The sequence below is a fragment of the Nonomuraea sp. NPDC050691 genome, from assembly GCF_040654455.1.
Lineage (GTDB): Bacteria > Actinomycetota > Actinomycetes > Streptosporangiales > Streptosporangiaceae > Nonomuraea.
The window spans coordinates 1-21,389 of sequence record NZ_JBFAIA010000105.1 but is presented as its reverse complement, the minus strand read 5'-3'; the positions used below and the strand labels follow the sequence as shown (position 1 = coordinate 21,389).

18 protein-coding genes and 1 pseudogene are annotated in these 21,389 nt (G+C 70.2%); 13 read left to right on the top strand and 6 right to left on the bottom strand.

All coding sequences use genetic code 11. The features are described from left to right. Positions 1-151 precede the first annotated feature (151 nt). From AB0H81_RS29495 to AB0H81_RS29480, 4 genes are read left to right on the top strand one after another with little or no spacing between them, the layout of a single operon-like run. Positions 152-1,276 carry a spermidine/putrescine ABC transporter substrate-binding protein gene (locus AB0H81_RS29495; protein ID WP_358381079.1) on the top strand — a complete coding sequence of 375 codons (1,125 nt, stop codon included), beginning with the start codon at positions 152-154 and terminating at the stop codon, positions 1,274-1,276. A gap of 7 nt (positions 1,277-1,283) precedes the next feature. Next, positions 1,284-2,150 (top strand): ABC transporter permease, encoded by an 867-nt coding sequence (locus AB0H81_RS29490; RefSeq protein WP_358381094.1) that lies wholly within the window; start codon positions 1,284-1,286, stop codon positions 2,148-2,150. Continuing rightward, on the top strand, positions 2,143-2,922 hold the full coding sequence (locus AB0H81_RS29485; RefSeq protein ID WP_358381077.1) for an ABC transporter permease: 780 nt from the start codon (positions 2,143-2,145) through the stop codon (positions 2,920-2,922). The genes AB0H81_RS29490 and AB0H81_RS29485 overlap by 8 nt, the downstream gene beginning before the upstream one ends. Next, entirely contained in the window at positions 2,909-4,003 is a 1,095-nt protein-coding gene (locus AB0H81_RS29480; RefSeq protein WP_358381075.1) for an ABC transporter ATP-binding protein, read from the top strand. The genes AB0H81_RS29485 and AB0H81_RS29480 overlap by 14 nt, the downstream gene beginning before the upstream one ends. A gap of 35 nt (positions 4,004-4,038) precedes the next feature. On the opposite strand, the gene AB0H81_RS29475 is transcribed toward AB0H81_RS29480, so the two are convergent. Further along, the gene (locus tag AB0H81_RS29475) at positions 4,039-4,644 is read right to left on the bottom strand and encodes a TetR family transcriptional regulator (RefSeq protein WP_358381073.1); all 606 of its coding nucleotides are present in this window, start codon (positions 4,642-4,644) and stop codon (positions 4,039-4,041) included. Positions 4,645-4,800: 156 nt separating this feature from the next. Here AB0H81_RS29475 and AB0H81_RS29470 point away from each other — a divergent pair, with 156 nt between their 5' ends. The 6 genes and pseudogenes from AB0H81_RS29470 to AB0H81_RS29445 all read left to right on the top strand — a co-directional run bounded on the left by AB0H81_RS29470 (position 4,801) and on the right by AB0H81_RS29445 (position 12,480). Further along, positions 4,801-6,048, top strand: a complete 1,248-nt coding sequence (locus AB0H81_RS29470) for a glycosyltransferase (protein WP_358381071.1) — start codon at positions 4,801-4,803, stop codon at positions 6,046-6,048. A 46-nt stretch (positions 6,049-6,094) separates the two neighbouring features. Then, a pseudogene (locus tag AB0H81_RS29465) lies at positions 6,095-7,498 on the top strand (aminobutyraldehyde dehydrogenase); the annotation flags it as partial. A 262-nt stretch (positions 7,499-7,760) separates the two neighbouring features. Then, positions 7,761-11,078 (top strand): nitrate- and nitrite sensing domain-containing protein, encoded by a 3,318-nt coding sequence (locus AB0H81_RS29460; protein WP_358381069.1) that lies wholly within the window; start codon positions 7,761-7,763, stop codon positions 11,076-11,078. A 5-nt stretch (positions 11,079-11,083) separates the two neighbouring features. Next, the gene (locus tag AB0H81_RS29455) at positions 11,084-11,497 is read left to right on the top strand and encodes a roadblock/LC7 domain-containing protein (protein ID WP_205304681.1); all 414 of its coding nucleotides are present in this window, start codon (positions 11,084-11,086) and stop codon (positions 11,495-11,497) included. A gap of 19 nt (positions 11,498-11,516) precedes the next feature. Further along, positions 11,517-11,921: a DUF742 domain-containing protein gene (locus AB0H81_RS29450; protein WP_235996047.1), complete on the top strand. Its 405-nt coding sequence runs from the start codon at positions 11,517-11,519 to the stop codon at positions 11,919-11,921. A gap of 7 nt (positions 11,922-11,928) precedes the next feature. Next, positions 11,929-12,480 carry an ATP/GTP-binding protein gene (locus AB0H81_RS29445; protein ID WP_358381092.1) on the top strand — a complete coding sequence of 184 codons (552 nt, stop codon included), beginning with the start codon at positions 11,929-11,931 and terminating at the stop codon, positions 12,478-12,480. Positions 12,481-12,624: 144 nt separating this feature from the next. On the opposite strand, the gene AB0H81_RS29440 is transcribed toward AB0H81_RS29445, so the two are convergent. The 5 genes from AB0H81_RS29440 to AB0H81_RS29420 all read right to left on the bottom strand — a co-directional run bounded on the left by AB0H81_RS29440 (position 12,625) and on the right by AB0H81_RS29420 (position 17,545). Then, the gene (locus AB0H81_RS29440; RefSeq protein WP_358381067.1) at positions 12,625-13,404 is read right to left on the bottom strand and encodes an ABC transporter ATP-binding protein; all 780 of its coding nucleotides are present in this window, start codon (positions 13,402-13,404) and stop codon (positions 12,625-12,627) included. Positions 13,405-13,503: 99 nt separating this feature from the next. After that, on the bottom strand, positions 13,504-14,961 hold the full coding sequence (locus tag AB0H81_RS29435; RefSeq protein ID WP_358381065.1) for a dihydroorotase family protein: 1,458 nt from the start codon (positions 14,959-14,961) through the stop codon (positions 13,504-13,506). Positions 14,962-14,970: 9 nt separating this feature from the next. Next, positions 14,971-15,747, bottom strand: a complete 777-nt coding sequence (locus tag AB0H81_RS29430; protein ID WP_358381063.1) for an ABC transporter permease — start codon at positions 15,745-15,747, stop codon at positions 14,971-14,973. Beyond that, the gene (locus tag AB0H81_RS29425) at positions 15,744-16,553 is read right to left on the bottom strand and encodes an ABC transporter permease subunit (protein WP_358381061.1); all 810 of its coding nucleotides are present in this window, start codon (positions 16,551-16,553) and stop codon (positions 15,744-15,746) included. Before AB0H81_RS29425 ends, AB0H81_RS29430 begins: the two co-directional genes overlap by 4 nt. Beyond that, positions 16,550-17,545 carry an ABC transporter substrate-binding protein gene (locus AB0H81_RS29420; protein ID WP_358381059.1) on the bottom strand — a complete coding sequence of 332 codons (996 nt, stop codon included), beginning with the start codon at positions 17,543-17,545 and terminating at the stop codon, positions 16,550-16,552. The genes AB0H81_RS29425 and AB0H81_RS29420 overlap by 4 nt, the downstream gene beginning before the upstream one ends. Positions 17,546-18,059: 514 nt before the next feature. On the opposite strand from AB0H81_RS29420, the gene AB0H81_RS29415 reads away from it, so the two are divergent. The 3 genes from AB0H81_RS29415 to AB0H81_RS29405 all read left to right on the top strand — a co-directional run. Beyond that, positions 18,060-20,792 (top strand): nitrate- and nitrite sensing domain-containing protein, encoded by a 2,733-nt coding sequence (locus AB0H81_RS29415; RefSeq protein ID WP_358381057.1) that lies wholly within the window; start codon positions 18,060-18,062, stop codon positions 20,790-20,792. Then, complete coding sequence (locus AB0H81_RS29410; protein ID WP_358381055.1) at positions 20,789-21,211, top strand: roadblock/LC7 domain-containing protein; 423 nt, start codon at positions 20,789-20,791, stop codon at positions 21,209-21,211. The genes AB0H81_RS29415 and AB0H81_RS29410 overlap by 4 nt, the downstream gene beginning before the upstream one ends. A 74-nt stretch (positions 21,212-21,285) precedes the next feature. After that, the coding region (locus AB0H81_RS29405) for a DUF742 domain-containing protein (RefSeq protein WP_358381090.1) at positions 21,286-21,389 on the top strand (104 nt) is incomplete at its 3' end.

Below are 21,389 nucleotides of genomic sequence, written 5' to 3'. Positions count from 1 at the left end.
TCGGGATTCAACAGCATGACCAAACTTCCAGGTGGCAATGTCCTGAAAAGTCTTGCTCATGTTGATTTCTGCTGCAACACTCCTGCTCTGGTCTGCCGTGTCCGTTGGTCGCGCGACCCCTCGTCCCTCGTCATCAGAAGGAGTAGCGGCCTTGTCCCGATTCCGGTTCACCCGTCGTCTTCCGGCCGTCGTAGCGGTGGCCGGCCTCGCGCTCGCCGTGGCGGCGTGCGGTGGTGAGTCGTCGAGCAGCGGCGCGGATTCGGCTCCGAAAGCCGAGGCTGACCAGCTCAACCCCAACGCGGACCTGAGCAAGCAGTCGATCAGCGTCACGGTGTGGGACGGGTACACGCCGGAGGAGCTGCCCCAGAAGGTCAAGGAGAAGCTCAAGGTCCAGGACATGAAGGTCGCCCTGCACGCCACCAACGAGGAGGCGATGACCAAGCTCACCGCCGGCGGCGACAGCGGCATCGACGTGGCGTTCGTGTCCGGCCAGTACGCCCAGGCGCTCAACGAGCAGGGCCTGCTGGAGCCGATCCACCCCGAGCTGATCCCCAACCTGTCGAACCTCTACCCCGAGGCCACCCAGCTCTCCTACGACAAGGGCAACAAGTACTCCGTGCCCTACACCTGGGGCACCACCGGCATCTGCTTCCGCAGCGACCTGGTGAAGGCCAAGCCGACGAGCTGGAACGACCTGCTCAACCCGCCGGCGTGGGCCGACAAGAAGGTCACCATGATGACCACCGAGCGCTGGCTGGCCCTGCCCGCCCTCAAGGCGCTCGGCTACTCGGTCAACACCGACAAGGACGACGAGATCGCCAAGGCCAAGGAGCTGCTGCTCAAGGCCAAGCCGCACCTGCTCGGGTACGACGACACCACCTTCGGCGACAAGCTGAAGAGCGGCGAGGCGATCATGGTCGAGGCGTGGGACGGCTGGTGCCCGACGACCGACGAGAAGCAGAACATCGAGTTCGTCGTGCCGAAGGAGGGCAGCGACCTCTGGGTGGACACCATGGTGATCATGAAGTCCTCCAAGAACAAGGAGGCCGCGCACGCCTTCATCAACTACATCCTCGACCCGGAGATTCACAGCTGGGCGGCCGTGAACATCAACTACAAGGTCCCCAACAAGGCGGCCATGGACAAGGTGAGCCCGCCCAAGGGCTCGCTGCTCGGCATCAAGCCCGCGGAGCTGCTCAACGGCGAGTCGATCATCGACCTGGGGCAGGCGTCGACCAAGTTCACGCGCCTGTCGACCGAGGTCAGGGCACAGTGACGCGGTGATGTCCCCGGCTAGGACCCGGCCGGCGACCGCCCTGATGGTGCGGCGCCGGCTGGGCGCGTTCGTCTTCCTGACCCCCGGCCTCGCCTATCTCGTCGTGCTGCTGCTGGTGCCGCTGGCGCTGGTGCTGAGCTACGTGTTCTTCCAGCGCGGCCGCTTCGGTGGGGTCGTCTACGAGTTCACCACCGAGAACTTCTCCCGCCTGATGGACCCGCTCTACCTGCGGGTGCTCGGCGAGTCGCTGCAGATCGCGGCGCTGACGACGGTGATCGCGCTCGCGCTCGGCTATCCCACGGCGTACCTGATCGCCCGGCTGCCCCGGAAGTGGAAGACGGTCGCGCTCGTCGCGATCGTGCTCCCGTTCTGGACGAACTTCATCATCCGCATGTACGCCTGGATCATCCTGCTCAACGGTCCCGGCCTGATCAACTCGGCGTTGAAGAGCCTCGGTCTCGGCCCGTTCGAGCTGCTCTACAACCAGGGCGCCATCGTCACGGGGCTGGTCTACTCGTACCTGCCGCTCATGGTGCTGCCGCTCTACGCGGCCATCGAGAAGCTCGACCCCCAGTTGCGCGAGGCGTCGGCGAACCTCGGCGCGTCCGGGTTCACCACCTTCCGCAAGGTCACGCTGCCGCTGACCGTCCCCGGGGTGCTGACCGGCTGCCTGTTCGTGTTCGTGCCGAGCTTCGGCAACTTCGTCATCCCGGAGATGCTGGGCGGCGGCAAGTCGGTCATGGTGGGCAACCTGATCCGCACGGAGTTCCTCCAGGCCCGGGACTGGCCGTTCGGCTCGGCGCTGGCGCTCGCGCTGGTCGCCGTGCTGGTCGTGCTGCTCCTCGCGCAGGCGTGGGTGGCCCGCCGTGCGTAGGTCGAGGCTGCTGTACGTCCCGTTCTGGGCGACGATCGTCTTCCTGTACGCGCCGATCGCCGTGGTCGTCGCGATGTCCTTCAACTCCGGCAAGTCGGCCTACACCTACGAGGGTTTCAGCCTCAAGTGGTACGGCGTGCTGGCACAGGACCAGCGGGTCCTCGACGGCCTGCTGAACACGCTGATCGTGGCGGCGGGCTCCACCGTGATCGCCACGGTGCTCGGCACGCTGCTGGCCGTCGGCATGGCCCGCCACACCCGCTCGCGCGCGCTCGACGCGGTCGCGCTGCTGCCGGCGGTGCTGCCCGACCTCGTGCTCGCGATCGGCCTGCTGCTGTTCTACGGCCTGATTCAACTCACGCTCGGCCTGTACTCGGTCATCCTCGCCCACGGCGTGTTCGCGATGGCGTTCGTGGCGGCCGTGGTCCGCACCCGGCTGGCGAACACCGACACGTCGCTGGAGGAGGCCTCGCGCGACCTCGGCGCGGGACCGGTCACCACGTTCATGAAGGTCACCCTCCCGCAGCTCGCCCCCGGCATCCTGGCGGGCGCGATGCTGGCGTTCACGCTGTCGCTCGACGAGTTCGTGATCGCCTTCTTCACGATCGGCAACCTCCAGCAGACGCTGCCGATCGTCATCTACTCGATGATCCGGTTCGGGGTGACCCCCGAGATCAACGCGCTCGGCGCGATCCTCCTGCTGGTGAGCTTCACCGCGGTGATCGCGGGCCAGCGCATGACCAAGATCGGCGAAGCACGTGCTCAAGATTGACGGCATCACCCGCAGGTTCGGCCAGGTCACCGCGCTCGACGGTGTCTCCCTGGAGATCGGGCAGGGCGAGTTCTTCGCGCTGCTCGGCCCGTCCGGCTGCGGCAAGACGACGCTGCTGCGCATCATCGCGGGGTTCGAGACGCCCGACTCCGGCACAGTGACGCTCGACGGCGACGACCTGCTCGCGCTGCCGCCGAACCGCCGGCCGATCAGCCTCATGTTCCAGTCGTACGCGCTGTTCCCGCACATGAGCGTGGCGAAGAACGTCGCGTACGGGCTGGAGCGCGAGAAGCTGCCCCGGGAGGAGATCAGGCGGCGCGTCGGCGAGGTGCTGGAGACCGTGGGCCTGTCGGCGCACGGCGACCGCAGGCCCGCGCAGCTGTCCGGCGGCCAGCGCCAGCGCGTCGCGCTGGCCCGCTCCATCGTCAAGCGGCCCCGCCTGCTCCTGCTCGACGAGCCGCTGTCGGCGCTGGACAAGAAGGTCCGCGCCGACATGCAGCTGGAGCTGAAGCGGCTCCAGAACGAGGTCGGCATCACGTTCGTGGTCGTCACGCACGACCAGGAGGAGGCCATGTCGCTGGCCGACCGGATCGCGGTCTTCGACAGCGGCAGCGTCCGCCAGGTGGACGAGCCGGTCGCCCTGTACGAGCGGCCACGCAACCCGTTCGTCGCGGGCTTCGTCGGCGCCAACAACCTGTTCGAGGGCAAGGTCCGGGCGGCCGGGCTGGACGCGGGCGAGCTCGGCGAGCTGGTCGGCACCCCGCTGGACGGGCTGACGGACGGCGCCGACGCGCTGCTGTGCGTGCGACCCGAGAAGATCGCGCTGCGCGAGGTCCCCGAGGAGGCCGCCAGCCTGGACGCCGAGCCCGCCGCGAAGCCGGAGGAGCCCGCCGGGGGGCTGGAGGGCGCCGTGCTGGACGTCAGCTTCTACGGGGGCGTCTCCCACCTCTCGGTGGACGTGCCGGGCCACGCCAGACCGGTGCTGGTGGCCGTGCAGGGCGCGAGCGCCGTGCGGCCGGGCGCGAAGGCGCGCCTCACCTGGGACGCCCGCGACGCCGTCGTCATCCCCGTCCCGTCATGACCGGCCCCGCCGGGAACGGCCGGCTCGCGTGCGGCTCAGGCGACGAGGTCGTTGCCCGTCGCCGTGCGTGCGTAGGACAGGATCAGCTCGGCCGCCTCCTCGGGCCCGATCACCGGGTGCCGGGCCGTGATGCGGTAGCCGTAGGCGTCCTCCAGCGCCACCAGGTTGCGCGCCAGCGACAGCGAGTCGCCGCTGAGCCGGAACACGCCGAGCGCCGCGCCCGTGTCGAGGATCGACTGGTACATCGACACCTGCCGGTCGTACAGGGAGGTGAGCAGCACCCCGTAGACCCGGTTGCGGCCGGCGGCTCCGCCGAGCTCGTTGAGCAGCCGCACGTCGGGGTCGAGCGGCCCGGTGGGCAGCCCGGAGCGGATCGTCATGACAAGCTTGCTGACCGGGTCGGTCACGGTGGCGAGCTGGCGCAGCCGCTGCTCGTAGAAGCGCTCCATGCCGGCGTGCTGGGCCTCGACCAGCAGCTCGCTCAGGTCGGGATAGTGGTAGAGCACGGCGCCCGAGGTCAGGCCCGCCTCCTCGGCGACGTGGGAGAGCTGGACGCCGTCGACGCCGTGGCGGATGATGGCGCGGCGCGCCGCCTCGATCAGGTCGATGCGCCGGTCGGTGCGGCTCTTGCGCTGGGCCATGCTCACCACCTCGTTCCCCCGAGCTGTTCGGCTCCCGTTCAGGAAGCCGTGACCATAGTGCCTTGAAGTTGACCTTTACGCTAGATGAGTATTTGAATTCACGTTCAACTAGTTCGCCCCCTCCGGAGTAGCGTGATGTCTCTCACGATCCTGTTCATGCCAGAAAGCGCCTACGGGCCGACCAACAACTCCATCGGCATCGGCGACATCCTGCGTCGTCGCGGTCACCGCGTCGTGTTCGCCGCCGAGGCGTCCTGGAAGGGCAAGCTGGAGGCCCTCGGCTTCGAGGAGGACCTGGTCGACCTCGCGCCCCCGGCCGAGGAGGAGCAGGACGCGGGGCAGTTCTGGAAGGACTTCATCCGCGAGACCGCGCCGGAGTACCGCAAGAGCACGCTGGAGCAGCTGGAGACGGTCACCAAGCCGATCTGGGAGTCGCTCATCGACGGCGTGAAGTACTGCGAGCCGCAGCTCAAGGCGATCATCGAGCGGGTCCAGCCGGACATCATCGTCGAGGACAACGTCATCACGTTCCCGGCCCTGCTCACCGGGGGCCGCAAGTTCGTCCGCATCGTCTCCTGCAACCCGCTGGAGGTGCGCGGCGAGAACGTCGCGCCGGTCTTCTCCGGCCTGCCCGCCGGCGACCGCGGCGAGTGGGACGCCTTCCGCGCCGAGTACGAGCGCACCCACCGCGAGCTGTGGACGGCCTTCAACGAGTGGTGCGTCGAGCAGGGCACCGAGCCGCTGCCCGACCTGGACTTCATCCACGAGGGCGACCTGAACCTCTACGTCTTCCCGGAGATCCTCGACTACACCGCCGAGCGCCCGCTCGGCCCCACGTGGCACCGGCTCGACTCGTCCGTCCGCGAGACCGACGAGGCGTTCGAGCTCCCCTTCCAGCGGGGCGAGGGCGCGCTGGTCTACTTCTCGCTCGGCTCGCTCGGCTCCTCCGACGTGGAGCTGATGCAGCGGGTGATCGACGTGCTGGCCACCACCCCGCACCAGTACATCGTCTCCAAGGGCCCCCTGCACGAGGAGATCAAGCTCGCCGACAACATGTGGGGCGCCGAGTTCCTGCCGCAGACGAAGATCATCCCGCTCTGCGACCTGGTCATCACCCACGGCGGCAACAACACCACCACCGAGGCCGTGCACTTCGGCAAGCCGATGATCCTGCTGCCGCTGTTCTGGGACCAGTACGACAACGCCCAGCGTGTCCACGAGCTCGGCTACGGCGTCCGGCTGTCCACCTACGCCTTCACGGACGAGGAGCTGACGGGAGCCGTGGAGCGCCTGCTCGGCGACGCCGAGCTGCGCGCCCGGCTGGAGGCGGCGGGCGAGGAGATCCGCCGCCGCGACGGCCTGCGCAAGGCGGCCGACCTCATCGAGCGGCTCGGCCAGGACTAGCCGGACCGGGAACGACGACCGGGCCGGCGAGAGCCGGCCAGGAGCGAGAACCATGCGTGAACTGATCAACCCGGCGACCGGCGACCTGACGGACCGCGTCCCGGACACCCCCGTCGAGAACGTGGCGGCGGCCGTCGCCGCCGCCCGCGCCGCCTTCGCCGAATGGGCCGAGGCGACCCCGGGCGAGCGGGCGCGGCTGCTGCTGCGCGTGGCCGACCTGGTCGAGGCCGACAGCGACGAGCTGACCCGGCTGGAGGTGGAGGACACCGGCAAGCCGGCCGCCGTCGTGCGCGACGGCGAGCTGCCGTTCGCCGTCGACAACCTGCGCTTCTTCGCGGGCGCGGCGCGTTCCCTGGAGGGCACGGGTGCCGGGGTGTTCAGCCGCGGCTACACCTCGATCATGGTGCGCCGGCCCGTCGGGGTCGTCGGCTCGATCGCGCCGTGGAACTTCCCGCTGGTCATGGCGATCTGGAAGCTGGGACCGGCCATCGCCGCGGGCAACGCCGTGGTGATCAAGCCGGCCCCGCAGACGCCGCGCTCCACGCTGCGCCTGGCCGAGCTGTTCGCCGAGGCGGGCGCCCCCCGCGGCCTGGTGCAGGTCGTCACGGGTGACGCCGAGGTGGGGGAGGCGCTGGTCACCGACCCGGGCGTGGACATGGTGAGCGTCACGGGCTCGACCGAGACCGGCCGGGCCGTCATGACCGGTGCGGCCCGGACGCTGAAGCGGGTCCACCTGGAGCTCGGCGGCAAGGCGCCGGCGCTGGTGTTCGACGACGCGGACCTCAGCGCGATGGCCACCGGCGTGGCGATGGGGGCGACGTACAACACGGGCCAGGACTGCACGGCGGCCACCCGCGTCTACGTGGACCGGCGGGTGCACGACGCGGCGGTCGAGGCGATTCGGGCGACTCTTGCCGAAATCGTGACCGGAGACCCGTGGGACGCCGCCACTGACATCGGGCCGCTCATCTCGGCCGCGCACCGTGATCGCGTACACGGGTTCGTGCAGCGTGCGGGCGGGAAGGTGCTCCACGGCGGCGCTCCGGTCGAGGGGCCGGGCTTCTACTACCCGCCCACGCTGGTGACCGGGGTGGATCAGAACAGCGATATCGTGCAAGGGGAACTTTTCGGTCCCGTCCTCGTGGTCCTGCCCTTCGATGGCGAGGACGAGGCCGTCCGGCTCGCCAACGACACGCGCTACGGCCTGGCCTCCTCGGTGTGGTCGCGAGACGTCGCCCGGGCGATGCGGGTCTCGCATCGTCTCGATGTGGGCGTGACGTGGGTGAACGACCACCTGCCCATCGCCAGCGAAGCTCCGCACGGCGGGGTCAAGGGCAGCGGGTTCGGCAAGGACATGAGCCAGGAGGCGGTGCAGGAATACGCGGTGACCCGTCACCTGATGGTCAAGCACGCGGCGCCGGCGGAGCGGGACTCGTTCCGGCCCGCCTGAAGAGACGCCTGAAGAAGACGCGCGGTGATATGCGACCCAAACGGCACGTCTGGTCGCATTTGATGGGATATGTCCGGTTGGCTGATCTGGTACGGGTTGTGTTCCAATTACCCAGCCCGCACAAATCCCATGCGCCCCAAGCGTGTCAGATTTTTCGAGCACGTACGGCGAGAGGTTGCGAGAGTCAGTGAGGACCGATAACCCCAGGCACACCAGGCCGGAGGAGTACACAGGCGGCCGGTTCCGGCTGGGGAACTGGCGCGTGCGCACCAGGCTGGTCGCGCTGATCCTCATCCCGACCGTCGTCGGCGTGCTCCTCGCCGGCGTCCAGCTGGCCAACTCGATCGCCACCAGCGCCGAGTACCGCCGGCTCACCCAGATCGCCGAACTGGTCCAGTCCGTCGGGGCGATGTCCGACGAACTCGGCAAGGAGCGGACGCTCACGGCGTGGTACATCGCCGAGGGCCGCCGCTCCTCCCGCCGGGCCCAGCTCAACACCCAGCGCGACGCGGTCAACGCGGTCCGCAAGCGTGTGCTGGCGGCCGTGTCGGCGCTCGACGCCTCCCACTCGCCGCGCGCCCTGGAGGAGGCGGAGGAGATCCGCCGCTGGCTCACCGGCCTCGACGGCCTGCGCCAGTCGATCGCCCAGAGCGGCAGCGCCCCGCCCCGAGCCGCCCTGCGCACCTTCAGCTCCATGATCGAGGTCATGAGCAAGCTCCAGGACGAGCTGGCCGGCGGCGCCGAGAACGACGCCATCGGCGAGGACGTCGTCGCCCTCGGAGCCCTCCAGAGGGCGAAGGAAGAGGTCTCCCGCCAGCAGGGCATCCTCGTCGTCGCCCTCGTGGAGCGCAAGCTCGACTACGACGACCTGTCCGACTTCCTCGGCTCCTGGAACCGCCAGCAGCAGGAGCTCGCCACCTTCGAGGAGGAGGCGGGCAGCAAGGACCTCCAGGCGTACCGCAAGACCATGCGCGGCCAGCAGATCGACCGCGCCGACGCCATGCGCCAGCGCGCCCTGGCCCAGCTGCGCGAGTACAAGACCATCCGCGACCTCGACATCACCGCCACCCCGCGCCGCGAGCTCAACCTCTGGTACGAGAGCACCTCGCTCCAGGTCAGCGTCCTGCGCAAGGTCGAGGACGGCTTGATGACGCGGGTCGTGACCGAGACCCGTGGGCTGAGCGACGCCGAGCAGCGCAGCGCCATCATCTCCGGCGCGATGATCCTCGTGCTGCTGCTCCTCGTCCTGTGGTTCACCACCCGCGTGGCCGGTTCGCTGGTGCGCCCGCTGCGCCGCCTGCGCGCCGAGGCGCTCCAGGTGGCCACCACCCGGCTGCCCGAGACCGTCCGCGTGCTGCGCGAGTCGGGCGACGGCGCCGCGCTGCCCGAGGTCCCCTCGATCGGCGTCAACACCCGCGACGAGATCGGGGAAGTGGCCCGGGCCTTCGACGAGGTCCACCGCGAGGCGATCCGGCTGGCCGGCGACGAGGCCAAGCTGCGCGCCAACGTCAACGCCATGTTCGTCAACCTCTCCCGCCGCAGCCAGACGCTGGTCGAGCGGCAGCTCCAGCTCATCGAGGGCCTGGAGCAGGGTGAGGAGGACGAGAACCGGCTCGCCAACCTGTTCCGGCTCGACCACCTGGCCACCCGCATGCGGCGCAACAGCGAGAACCTCCTGGTCCTCGCCGGCCAGGATGCCGCCCGCAAGTGGAGCGAGCCGGTGCCCCTGGTCGACGTCGCGCGCGCCTCGCTGTCCGAGGTCGAGAACTACGAGCGGGTCCAGATCCAGATCCCCTCGGGCGTGCAGATCGCCGGACCGGCCGTCACCGACGCCGTCCACCTGCTCGCCGAGCTGATCGAGAACGCCATCTCCTTCTCCCCGCGCGAGAGCAAGGTGCAGGTCACCAGCTCGCCCGTCGACGGCGGCGTGCTCGTGACGATCAACGACCTGGGCATCGGCATGTCGGGCGACGAGCTGGCCGAGGCCAACTGGCGCCTGGCCAACCCGCCGGTGGTGGACGTCGCCGTCTCCCGCCGCATGGGCCTGTTCGTGGTCGGCCGCCTGGCGCTGCGCCACGGCGTCGGCGTCCAGCTCCGCATGCGTGAGACCGGCGGCCTGAGCGCCCTCGTCATGCTGCCCAACACGCTCATCGTGGGCGCCCAGGGCGCGGGCGGCGTGCCGCAGCAGCGCGGCCAGTACGAGGCGTTCACCGACTTCGACCCGAGCATGTTCGGCGAGCCCTCCTTCGAGAACGCCTCCTCCAACGGCAGCGGCGCCTACGCCTCGCCGGCCGCTCTGGCCGACCCCCGCTCCGACGCGCCGGTCGACACCGAGTGGCCCGGCTCGCTGCCCGCACCCGGCACCGGCAACTGGCCCTCGTTCGCCGAGGAGCCGCCGCGGCAGGACGAGCAGCGCTGGCCCGCCTTCGGCGACGAGCAGCCGGCCGCCGCCCAGGAGGACCGCTGGTCGTCGTACGCCGACCCGGCGCCCGCCCAGGACGTACCCAACTGGCCGTCGTTCGCCACCGAGCCGCCCCCGCCGGGCGCGCAGCAGGACGAGCCGCGCTGGCCGTCCTTCGCCACCGAGCCGCCTCCCATGCGCGAGGAGCAGGAGACGCGGTGGCCGTCGTTCGGCGAGCAGCCGGCCTCCTCGCTGTTCACCCCCGCGGAGCCGGTCCGCCCCTACGGTGACGACCCGTCCCGCTCGCCCTACGGCGACGACCCGCGCTCGCCGTTCGGCGAGGACCCGTCCCGTTCGCCCTACGGCGACGAGCCGGTCCGGTCGTCCTACGGTGACGACGCGTCAAGGTCGTCCTTCGGTGACGACGCGTCAAGGTCGTCCTTCGGTGACGACGCGTCAAGGTCGTCCTTCGGTGACGACGGCGGCGCGCCGTTCGGCGACGAGTACCGCTGGCCCTCCTTCGCCGAGACGGTCAAGCCGGCCGACTCCTTCGCGCCCAACGGGCAGCAGGGCTTCGACCCGTTCGGCCCGGGCGAGTACTCCTCGCAGGACCTGACCGGCCCCCTGCCGGTGGTCCGCGGCTCGGCGATGGAGCCGCCGAGCGAGGAGTTCCTGCCCATCTTCTCGTCGGTGGGCTCCGACTGGTTCCGCAAGCCCGACCCCGAGGTGCTCAGGCCCCGCGAGCCGGAGCTCGAGGAGCCGGAGACGGCCGTGCAGCCCGCGGTGCGCCTCGACGGCCCGCCGCCGGCCCCGCCGCTCCCGCAGCGGGGCGCCCCGGACGGCCAGCAGGAGAGCCTGAGCCCCTCCGGGCTTCCGCGCCGCCGTCCCGGCGAGTCGGGCGCGGGCGCCGCGTGGTCGTCGCCGGCCGACAGCGGCTTCCAGGCCGCGCAGGCCGCCGCCCAGCCCGCGCAGGGCGGCACGACGTCCTCGGGCCTGCCCCGCCGCGTGCCGAAGGCCAACCTGGTGCCCGGTACGGCGAGCCTGGCCGAGCCGCAGGCGTCGTCACCGGCGCCGCAGATCTCTCCCGACAGGTTGCGGAGCCGGCTCTCCAGCTTCCAACAGGGTGTACGACAAGGCCGCGCGTTCACCCGCGGAGAAGAGAACGAGGAGGAGAAATGAGAGAACTGAGCCAGGGCGCGCGTGGCATCAGCTGGCTGATCACTGACTTCGTCAACAACGTGCCAGGCGTCGCTCACACTGTCGTGGTCTCGTCGGACGGCCTGCCACTGGCGTTCTCCGAGGGTTTCCCGAAGGACCGGGCGGACCAGCTCGCCGCGGTCGCCTCGGGTGTCATCAGCCTGACGCAGGGCGCGGCCCGCGTCTTCGAGGGCGGTATGGTCAGCCAGACCGTCATCGAGATGCAGCGCGGCCTGCTGATGATCATGTCTATCAGCGACGGCTCCTGCCTGGCTGTGCTGGCCGCGCCCGATTGCGACATGGGCCTGGTGGCCTACCAGATGACGCTGCTCGTCGAGCGCGCGGGCCAGGTGTTGACGCCTGCCGTACGTGCCGAGCTGCAGGCGGCCCGCCCCCGTTAGCGGGCGGTGACAGGAGAAGATGGTGTCAGGTCAGGGTTGGGCTGGTGATAGCACTCCGCCGCATCCGGCGGCTCCACGTCCGCAGAAGTCGAGCTCCTTGGTACGGCCCTATGCCGTGACAGGGGGGCGCACGGCGCCTCGGATGAAGTTCGCCATGGAGGCGCTGGTGTCCTCCGTGACGTCGGAATACCAAGACATATCTCTGCTGAGTCCGGAGTATCAGGCGATCATTCAACTGACCCGGAACGTCAGGTCGGTTGCTGAGATCTCGGCCCTCTTACGCCAGCCTTTGGGCGTGGTCCGGGTGCTGATCGCCGACATGGCGTCCGAAGGCCTGATCCGCGTGCACCAGCCTGCGCTGGACGCGGGAAAGCCGGACCTCAACTTGCTCGAAAGGGTGCTCAGTGGACTTCGCAGGCTCTAGCGCCGGGCTGACCTCGACGAAGATCGTCGTGGCCGGCGGGTTCGGCGTGGGCAAGACGACGTTCGTGGGTGCGGTCTCGGAGATCCTCCCGCTCACCACGGAGGCGGTGATGACGGACGCGTCGGCCGGGGTCGACGACGTCTCGCTCACACCGAACAAGACCACCACGACCGTCGCCATGGACTTCGGCCGCGTCTCGCTGGACCGGGACCTGATCCTCTACCTGTTCGGCACGCCCGGACAGCACCGGTTCTGGTTCATGTGGGACGACCTGGTGCGCGGCGCGATCGGCGCCGTGGTGCTCGCGGACACGCGGCGCCTGGCCGACAGCTTCCCCGCGATCGACTACTTCGAGGAGGCGAAGCTGCCGTTCGTCATCGGCATCAACGGCTGGGACGGGCACTTCAACCACCACGACGACGAGATCCGCGAGGCGCTGTCGCTGAGCCCGCACACGCCCATCGTCCGGCTGGACGCCCGGGTTCGCGAGTCGGTGAAGAGCACGCTGATCACGCTGGTGGAGCACGCGCTGACGCGACACAGCCACCTGCCCGCCTGACCTCCGGCGCGGCACACCCCGCCCGTACGACGAACGCCGCCGGACCATCGGTCCGGCGGCGTTCGTCGTTGTCCGTCCTGTTCAGGTGGCGGATCGACCTGGAGATCGTCTTCCGGCCTGATCGGATCGGCGAGCGGGAGGAGGTCAGGCGGGGGCGGCGACGTCCACCCCGCGCACCAGGCGGCCGACCTCGGCCCGCAGGCGCACGAAATGGGGGTGCTCCCGGGTGGTGATCTGGTCGCGGGGCCCCGGCAGGTCCACCCGCAGGTCACCCACCACGTGCGCGGGCGCCTTGGACAGCACCACGACGCGGTCGCCGACGTAGACGCTCTCGTCGATGTCGTGGGTGATGAGCACGATCGTCATGCGGTGGTGGCCGCGCACCTTGAGGACGAGGTCCTCCAGGTCCTCGCGGGTCTGGGCGTCCACCGAGCCGAACGGCTCGTCCATGAGCATGAGGCTGGGCCGGTAGGCCAGGGCGCGGGCGATCGCGACCCGCTGCTGCATGCCGCCGGAGAGCTGGAACGGGTACTTGTCGGCCGCGCCGAGCAGGCCCACCGACTCCAGCGCCTCCTGGGCCGCCTCCCGCCGGGCCCGCTTGTCCAGGTCCCTGCGGCGCAGCGGCAGCGCGACGTTGTCGGCCACCGACATCCAGGGGAACAGGGACCGGCTGTAGTCCTGGAAGACCACGGCCAGGTTGTCGGGCGTCTGGCGCACCAGCTTGCCGTCGACCCGGATCTCGCCGCCCGTGGGGGTGATCAGTCCGGCGATCGAGCGGAGCAGCGTGGACTTGCCGCATCCGGAGGGGCCCACGATGCACAGGAGCTCGCCCTCGGCGACGCTGAGCTTGAGCCCGTCGATGGCGCGGTGCTCGTTGGGACTGCCGGGACCGTAAACGTGCGTGAGGTTGTCTATCTCGAGCAAGTGACGTCCTAGGACAGACGAATCCGGCGATAACAGGCTGACTCTACCGAAGTCAGTGATCGTTTGGACATGAAGACGGTCATTCCCGGGCCCTCCGGGTCAGGCCACCGGGCGGCGCAGGTAGCGGCCGACAGGACGGCCGACGATCTTGCCGGTGTCGAGCACGTGGTGGCCCCGCACGAACGTGTCGGTGACCTTGGCGGTCAGCTCGAACCCCTCGAACGGCGTGTACTCCTGGGCCGACTCCGAGTCCTCCGCCCGCACGGTCCAGGTGGCGTCCGGGTCCACCAGGCAGATGTCGGCGTCGAAGCCCGGGGCGATTGTGCCCTTGGTGCGCAGGCCGTACCTGCGGGCCGGGTTCCACGAGGTGAGCGCGGCGATGCGGCCCCACGACAGGCCCCGGCGGCGGCCCTCGGTGACGAGGCCGGGCAGCAGGTACTCGGCGCCGCCGAAGCCGGCCTTGGCCAGGAACACGTCCTCGGCCGGGGCGCCGAACTTCAGCTCCTCCCGGCAGCAGGCGTGGTCGCTGACGACCCAGTCGACCGTGCCGTCGAGCACGTACTCCCACAGCGCCTCCACGTCCTCGCGGGGCCTGATCGGCGGGTTGACCTTGGCGCCGATGCCGCTGGCCGTCTCGATGTCGGTCAGCAGGTGCCCGATCGTCACCTCGCGGCGGAAGTCGATGTGGGGGAACGTGCGGGCCATCCGCACGGCCGCGTCGACGGCCTTGCGGGAGGACAGGTGGAGCAGGTTGACGTTGCCGAGACCGGTCTCGTGGGCCAGGTAGGAGGCGATGAACACGGCCAGCCCCTCGGAGTGGGGCGGGCGCGAGGCGCTGTAGGCGGCCAGGCCGCTCAGGTCACCGGCCTCCTCCACCAGCCGCGTGTACGCGGTCATGATCTCGGCGGTCTCGCAGTGCAGCGACAGCGAGATCTCGCTGGCCAGCTCGGGGAACCGCTCCCTGGCCGCCTGCACGCCGCGCATGACGAACTCGAAGTGGGCGTAGTCGTAGCGCTCGCCCTCGGGCAGCATGAGGAAGGCGCTCTGGTCGGCCGAGCGGCCGTGCAGCCCGTGCCCGCCGTAGAACATGAAGATCTTGAACGACGGCACACCGAACCGCTCGACCAGGTCGGGCAGCTCGCCGATGTGGCCGCGGGACATCGGCGCCAGGTGGAAGCCGTAGTCCACGTAGGCCCGGTCCTCGGCCAGCGCCAGCACCTCGGGGAAGAAGTCGGCGTAGGAGCCGCCCCGGTTGAGGTAGTACATGCCGGTGCGCATGTAGGTGAGCGCGGTCGTCACCCCGCCCTGGGCGCAGGCGCGGCTCTCCGAGCCGGCGTCCTCGGTCAGCGGGTTGTAGATCCCCCAGTGCTGGTGGGCGTCCACCACGCCGGGGAACGCGAGGCGTCCGGCCCCCTCGATCACCTCGGGGACGCCCTCCGCGGGCAGCCCCGGCGCGACCCGGTCCACACGCCCGCCGGTCACGGCGATGTCGGCCAGGACGGGCTCGTTCCGGTCATGCGTCACGACCCGCACGTTCTTCAGCAGCAGGTCCGTCACATCCGCCTCCTACACGGTACGGCGGGCTCCCCGGTGCCAGGTCAGCACGCGGCGCTCCGCCATGAGGAACAGGGAGTTGAGGGCGTAGCCGAGGACGCCGAGCACCACCACGCCCGCCCACAGCCCGGGCATGTCGGCGTTGTTGCTCGCCGTGCTCAGCAGGTAGCCGATGCCGTCGGTGCTGCCCTTCAGCTCGGAGATGACCATGAGGATGAGCGCGAGCGACACGCTCAGCCGCAGGCCCGCGAAGATCTTCGGGGACGCCGAGGGCAGGATGATGCGGAACAGCCGGAGCCGGGCCGGCACGCCGAAGACCGTGGCCGTCTCCAGCTGGAGGGTGTCCACGTTGCGCGCCCCGTCGATGGAGTTGAGCAGGATCGGCCAGACGACGCCGAACACGATGGTCGCCACCTGCACCTGGGTGCCCATGGTGAACAGCACCAGGAAGACGGGCAGCATCGCGGGCGGCGGCACGGCCCGGCCGAACTCCACGAGCGGGTCCACGTAGTCGGACAGCCAGGCCACCCGGCCGATCGCCACGCCGAGCGCGACCCCGGCGACCACGGCGATGCTCCAGGACCCGACGACCCGGACGAGGCTCGGCACGAAGTTGTCCACGGCCTCCTCGGTCAGGACGTACGGCCCGGAGAACCACCGCTCGTACATCCAGGAGGCGATCCGGGTCGGCGCGGGCAGGTACGGGCTGGCCTGGGCGCGGGCCAGCAGCTCCCAGCCGGCCAGCACCACGGGCACCAGCCACAGCCGCCGGACGAGTTTCGCGATCATGCGTGCCGCCACCGGAAGAGCCGCCGCTCCGCGCGGAGGAGCAGCGTGTTGACGACGAGCCCGACCAGCCCGGCCCACATGAGCGTCGCGATCACGTCGACCATCGCGTCGGCGCCGATGCCGGTGCTCGCCTGGATGAGGAAGGCGCCGATGCCGCCGGCGCCGCCCACGACGTACTCGACGCTGATGGCCAGGATGAGCGTGATCGAGGCGGCCAGCCGGACTCCGGTGAAGATGAACGGCGCCGCGCTCGGCAGGCTGACCCGCCAGATGACCGCGCCGGAGCCGAAGCCGAACGAGCGCAGCGTCTCGGTGGCCACGGGATCGACGTCCCGCACGCCGTACAGGGTGTTGATGAGGATGGGCCAGGACGCGGCGTAGACGATGAGCGCGACCTTGGCGTTGATCTCGGGCTGGAAGAAGAACAGGGCGAGCGGGATCAGCGCGACCGAGGGGATCGGCCGCAGGAACTCGACGACCGCGCGGGTCATCTCCTCCACCACGGGGACGGTGCCGAGCAGCAGGCCGATGGGGACGGCCACGAGCACGGCCAGCGGCAGCCCCACGGCCGCCGCGGTCAGCGTGGAGGCGAGGTCGGTGAGGAACGCGGGGTCGGCGGCGAGCTGCGCCACCCGGGCCAGCGAGGTGGAGGCGGCGGGCAGCCAGGAGATCAGGCCGGTGCGGCCGGCCAGCTCCCAGAGGAGGAGGAAGACCGCGACGCCGGCGGCGTGGCGGAGATACTTCGCGAGACGGGCGCGGGAGGGAACGGTGCGCCCCCTCCGCGCCATGACGGCCGTGCTCGTCATCCCTGGGAGGTGACGATCATCGGAGCGACGTCGATCTTGTTCTTGATGAAGCCGTACTCGAGCATGAGGTCGGCGACGCGCTGGATGCGCTGGGCGCTGAGCGTGGTCGGGTAGTTGCCGAGGTTGATGGTGGCGGCCGTGGCGGCGGGGATCTTGGTGAAGGTGGGCAGGATCTTGGTCACGGCGCTGCGGTCGGTGGCGGCGATGTTCTGGGCCTTCGACATCGCGCGCTGGAAGGCGGCCATCGTCTTGGGGTTGGCGGCCACCCACTTCTCGGTGGCGGCCCAGCCGGTGATCGGCAGGCTCTCCGTGGGGCCGGACATGGTGTCGACCAGCATGGTGGCGCCCAGCTTGTTCTTGGCCTCGCTGACGTAGGGGTCGGTCATCCAGACCGCGTCCACGTCGCCCTTCTGCAGCGCCGTCAGCCAGTTGGTGGTGGGCACCTCGACGTACTGGATGTCCTTGCCGGGAGTCGGGTCAAGGCCGGCGATCTTGAGGTGGGGGTTCATGGTCAGGACGCCGAGGCCCTTGAGCGCGTTCACCCCGATCTTCTTGCCCTTGAGGTCGCCGACCTTCTTGATGGGGGAGTCGCGCCCCACCATGATCCCGAAGGCGCCGGTGGCCCCCTGGTAGGAGTCGGCGATGTACTTGAACTTCTCCAGGCCCTCGCTCTGGATCGTCAGGATGGTGGCGTAGCTGCCGAGGACCACGTCCATGCTGCCGTTGGACAGCTTGGGCAGCACGGCCTGGGGGGCCTGGATGGCCTCGGTCTTCACGTTGAGCCCCTGCTCCTTGAAGAAGCCGCGCTCGATCGCGATGAACAGCGGGGCGGAGTCGGCTCCCGGGTACTGCCCGATGAGCAGGTCGGTCTTCTCCAGTCCGTTGGCGTTGCTCCCACCTCCAGGTTTGGCGTCCGGGCTGGAGCAACTCGTCAGGGCAAGGGTGGCCACCAGTCCGATCAGGGCGATGCGCCCTGCCGCAGCGAGCCTCATGTCGCGTCTCCTTTGAACGGGGGTGATCGACGCTCGACGCACCCCAAAGCGCAGGCAACCCTTGCGCATGGTCCCCCGATTCTGGAAATTATCAATATATATGGCGAAAAAATGATCACACTGTTTTTCTGGAGGTATGTCCAGATATAGGTGATGATATGGCTGGCGTTCATCGAGGACGTGTGGCTACTGTCGGGACGTGGAGACATATGCCAGATGATCGATTGGCCGGTGTGGCCACACCGGCGGTCGAATTATCTGTCTGAACATAAAGAGGTTTTCGGACCACGGGTGCCGGGGGCGGCACGCGGACGAGCACGGGCACTATTCGATCTCTTGCACCAGGCCATCCAAGGAGAGGTTGCGGAGGCCAGTGAGAACTACATTGCCCCCTGCGAACGGCGATTCCGGTTTACCTGCCGAGGCGTCCTTTCCGTCATCCCATACGAGAACAGGGCCGGCGGTCCATGCCGGGCACGCCCGGGGTCCGGGCGGCATCGTGCGCAACTGGCGCGTGCGCACGAAGCTCCTGGTCCTGATCCTCATCCCCACCGTCGCGGCGCTGGCGCTCGGCGGGCTGCGCGTCGTCTCCTCCGTCCAGAGCGCCTCCGAGTACGAGCGCGTGTACCAGACGGCCGTCCTGGCCGGAAAGCTGACCGAGCTGGCTCACGAGACCGAGCTGGAACGCGACCTCACCGCCACCTTCGTCGCCCAGGACCGCAAGGGCGACCGCAACGCGGTGACCGCCCAGTACTCCGCCGTCGACCGGCTGGTCGCCGAGCTCCGCCCCGACGTCGCGGCCCTCGCCGCCTCCGACAGCCCCCTGCGGGCCGAGGCCGTGCGCGTCAAGAACCGCTTCGACGAGCTGCCCAACTCCCGCCGGACCGCGGTCGAGTCCAGGCTGAACGTCGCCTCCGTCATCGAGCTGTACGACCAGTCCATCTCCGACTTCCTCGCCCTCAACGACACCATCGACCAGGGCGCCGTCGACAAGGAGCTCACCGACAGCGTCGCCGGGTTCGCCGCCCTGTCGCGGGCCAAGCAGTACGTGTCGATGCAGCGGGCGCTGCTGGTCTCGGCGCTGGCCGTCGGCCACTTCAGCCAGGACGAGCTGGACGCGTTCATCGCCGCCCGCGCCCAGCGCAACAGCGAGCTGGCCTCCTTCCGCGCGCAGGTGCCGCTCGCGCTGCGCCAGGCCTACGACGACACGGTCAGCGGCCAGGCCGTCGACCGGGCCGAGCTGATCCAGGCCCGTGCCCTGGCCCTGCAGGACTCCGGGCAGCCCCTCACCGACCAGGGGCTCGACCTCGCCAGCGACGGCCAGGCGTGGTTCAGCGCCGTCACCGAGACCATCGACGGCATGCGGCAGGTCGAGCAGCGGGTCGCCGACTCGATCATGCTGCGCAGCCGTACCGTCCAGGTCTCCGAGCAGCAGGGCGCGATGGTCTTCGCGATCGCGATCGCGGTGCTGCTGGTGCTCGTGCTGCTGGTCACCGTGCTGATGGCACGTTCCCTCAGCGGCCCGCTGCGCCGGCTGCGGCGCGAGGCGCTGATGATCGCCGGTCGCCGCCTGCCCGAAACGGTCCAGCGGCTGCGGGATTCGGACAAGGCCGGCGTGGCCGAGGTGGAACCGATCGGCGTGGTCGGCGACGACGAGATCGGCGAGGTCGCCCGGGCCTTCGACGAGGTGCACCGCGAGGCGGTGCGGCTGGCGGGCGAGGAGTCGCGGCTGCGCAGCAATGTCAACGCGATGTTCGTGAACCTGTCGCGGCGCAGCCAGACGCTTGTGGAGCGGCAGATCACGTTGATCGACGGCCTGGAGCAGGGCGAGCAGGACGAGAGTCGGCTGGCGAACCTGTTCAAGCTGGACCACCTGGCCACCCGCATGCGGCGCAACAGCGAGAACCTGCTGGTCCTCGCCGGCCAGGACCCGCCGCGCCGCTGGAGCCAGCCCGTCAAGCTCGTCGACGTGACCCGCGCCTCCCTCTCGGAGGTCGAGAACTACGAGCGGGTGGTCCTCCAGGTCCCGGACGGGGTGTCGGTGGCGGGCCAGGCCGTGAACGACGTCATCCACCTCCTGGCCGAGCTGGTCGAGAACGCGCTGTCATTCTCGCCGCGCGAGACCAGGGTGACGGTGTCGGGCAGCCGCATCGACGGCGGCGGCGTCATGCTGTCCATCACCGACGCGGGCATCGGCATGACCCAGGACGAGCTGGTGCAGGCCAACGAGCGGCTGACCGACGCGCCCACCGTGGACGTGTCGGCCTCCCGCCGCATGGGCCTGTTCGTGGTCGCCCGCCTGGCCCACCGCCACGGCATCCGCGTCCAGCTCCGGCCGCACGCCTCCGGCGGGCTGACCGCCATGGTGCTGCTCCCGGACTCCCTGCTCGGCAACCCGTCGCCCGCGTACGCGAACCCGCCCGGCCCCGCGCAGGAGGACGCCTACAGCGGACCGCAGCTCGCGCCGTCACCCGCGCCCACGCCCACGCCGACCTGGACCGCGGGCGGCTACCAGCCGGGACCCGGCCACCCGTCCTTCCCGTCCGGCCCCGCCCAGCAGAACGGCTGGCCGGCCATGCCGTCGTGGCCGTCCGAGCCCAGCGGCTGGCCGTCGGAGCCGCGCGCCGGGTTCAACACCAACGACTCGTGGCTGCCGCCCCAGAGCCCCGGCTGGAACGCCGACGGCAACGGCCTGCCCCGCAGGCCCGCGCTCGACGACCCCCATCCCTGGGGGGCTCCGGAACCGCCGCCCGACCGTCCCTACGACCGGCCCCTCGGCCGCCCCCTCGACCGGCTGCGCCCGTCGCGCCCCGACTTCCCGGAGACCGACGCCGCCAGCACCGGCCCCATCCCGAGGGTGAACAGCCAGCCCTCCGCCGGTGACGACTACCTGCCGATCTTCGCCGCCGTGGAGTCGGCGTGGTTCGCCAGCGGCGCGAGCTGGGGCTCGTCGAACGCCGACGCCGGCTGGAGCGCGGCGGAGGTCGTGGTGGAGCCGGCGCGTGACGGGGCGACGGCGTCGGGCCTGCCCAAGCGGGTGCCCAAGGCCAACCTGGTGCCCGGTTCGGCGGCCGGCGCGGCCGCGCCCAAGGGGATCGCGCCGATGCCGGCGGTCTCACCGGACCGGGTGCGTAACCGGTTGTCCAGCTTCCAGCAGGGCTTCCGCGCCGCTCGCGACGACATCAACGAGGGCAAGGCGTATCCGGCGGGTCCCGGGAGCGCCGACAGCAGTGAGGAGGGCGCATGAAGGATCTCAGTCACGCGGCACGCGGTGTCGACTGGCTGATCACCGATTTCGTGAGCTCCGTGCCCGGAGTGGCGCACGCGGTGGTCGTCTCCTCGGACGGCCTGCCGCTCGCCGCGTCCTCCGGCTTCCCGCCGGACCGGGCCGACCAGCTCGCGGCGATCGCGTCGGGCCTGGTGAGCCTGACGCAGGGCGCAGCGCGGGTGTTCGAGGGGGGTGTGGTCAATCAGACGATCGTGGAGATGCAGCGGGGGCTGATGCTGATCATGTCGATCAGTGACGGCTCGTGCCTGGCGGTGCTGGCCGCCCCGGACTGTGACATGGGGCTGGTGGCGTACCAGATGACGCTGATGGTGGATCGTGCTGGTCAGGTGCTGACTCCGGCGGTACGCGCGGAGCTGCGGGCGAGTCAGTCCAGGTGATCGAGGTGACCGACCCCAGATGGAACAGCGGTCCCGCGCAGCGGCCGCCGTCCTCCTTCGACCCGGGGTCGCCGGTGCGCCCGTACGCGGTGACGGGTGGGCGTACGGCGCCGCGGGTGAAGTTGGCGATGGAGGCGTTGGTGTCGTCGGCGACGGCTGAGCCGCGGGAGTTTTCGCA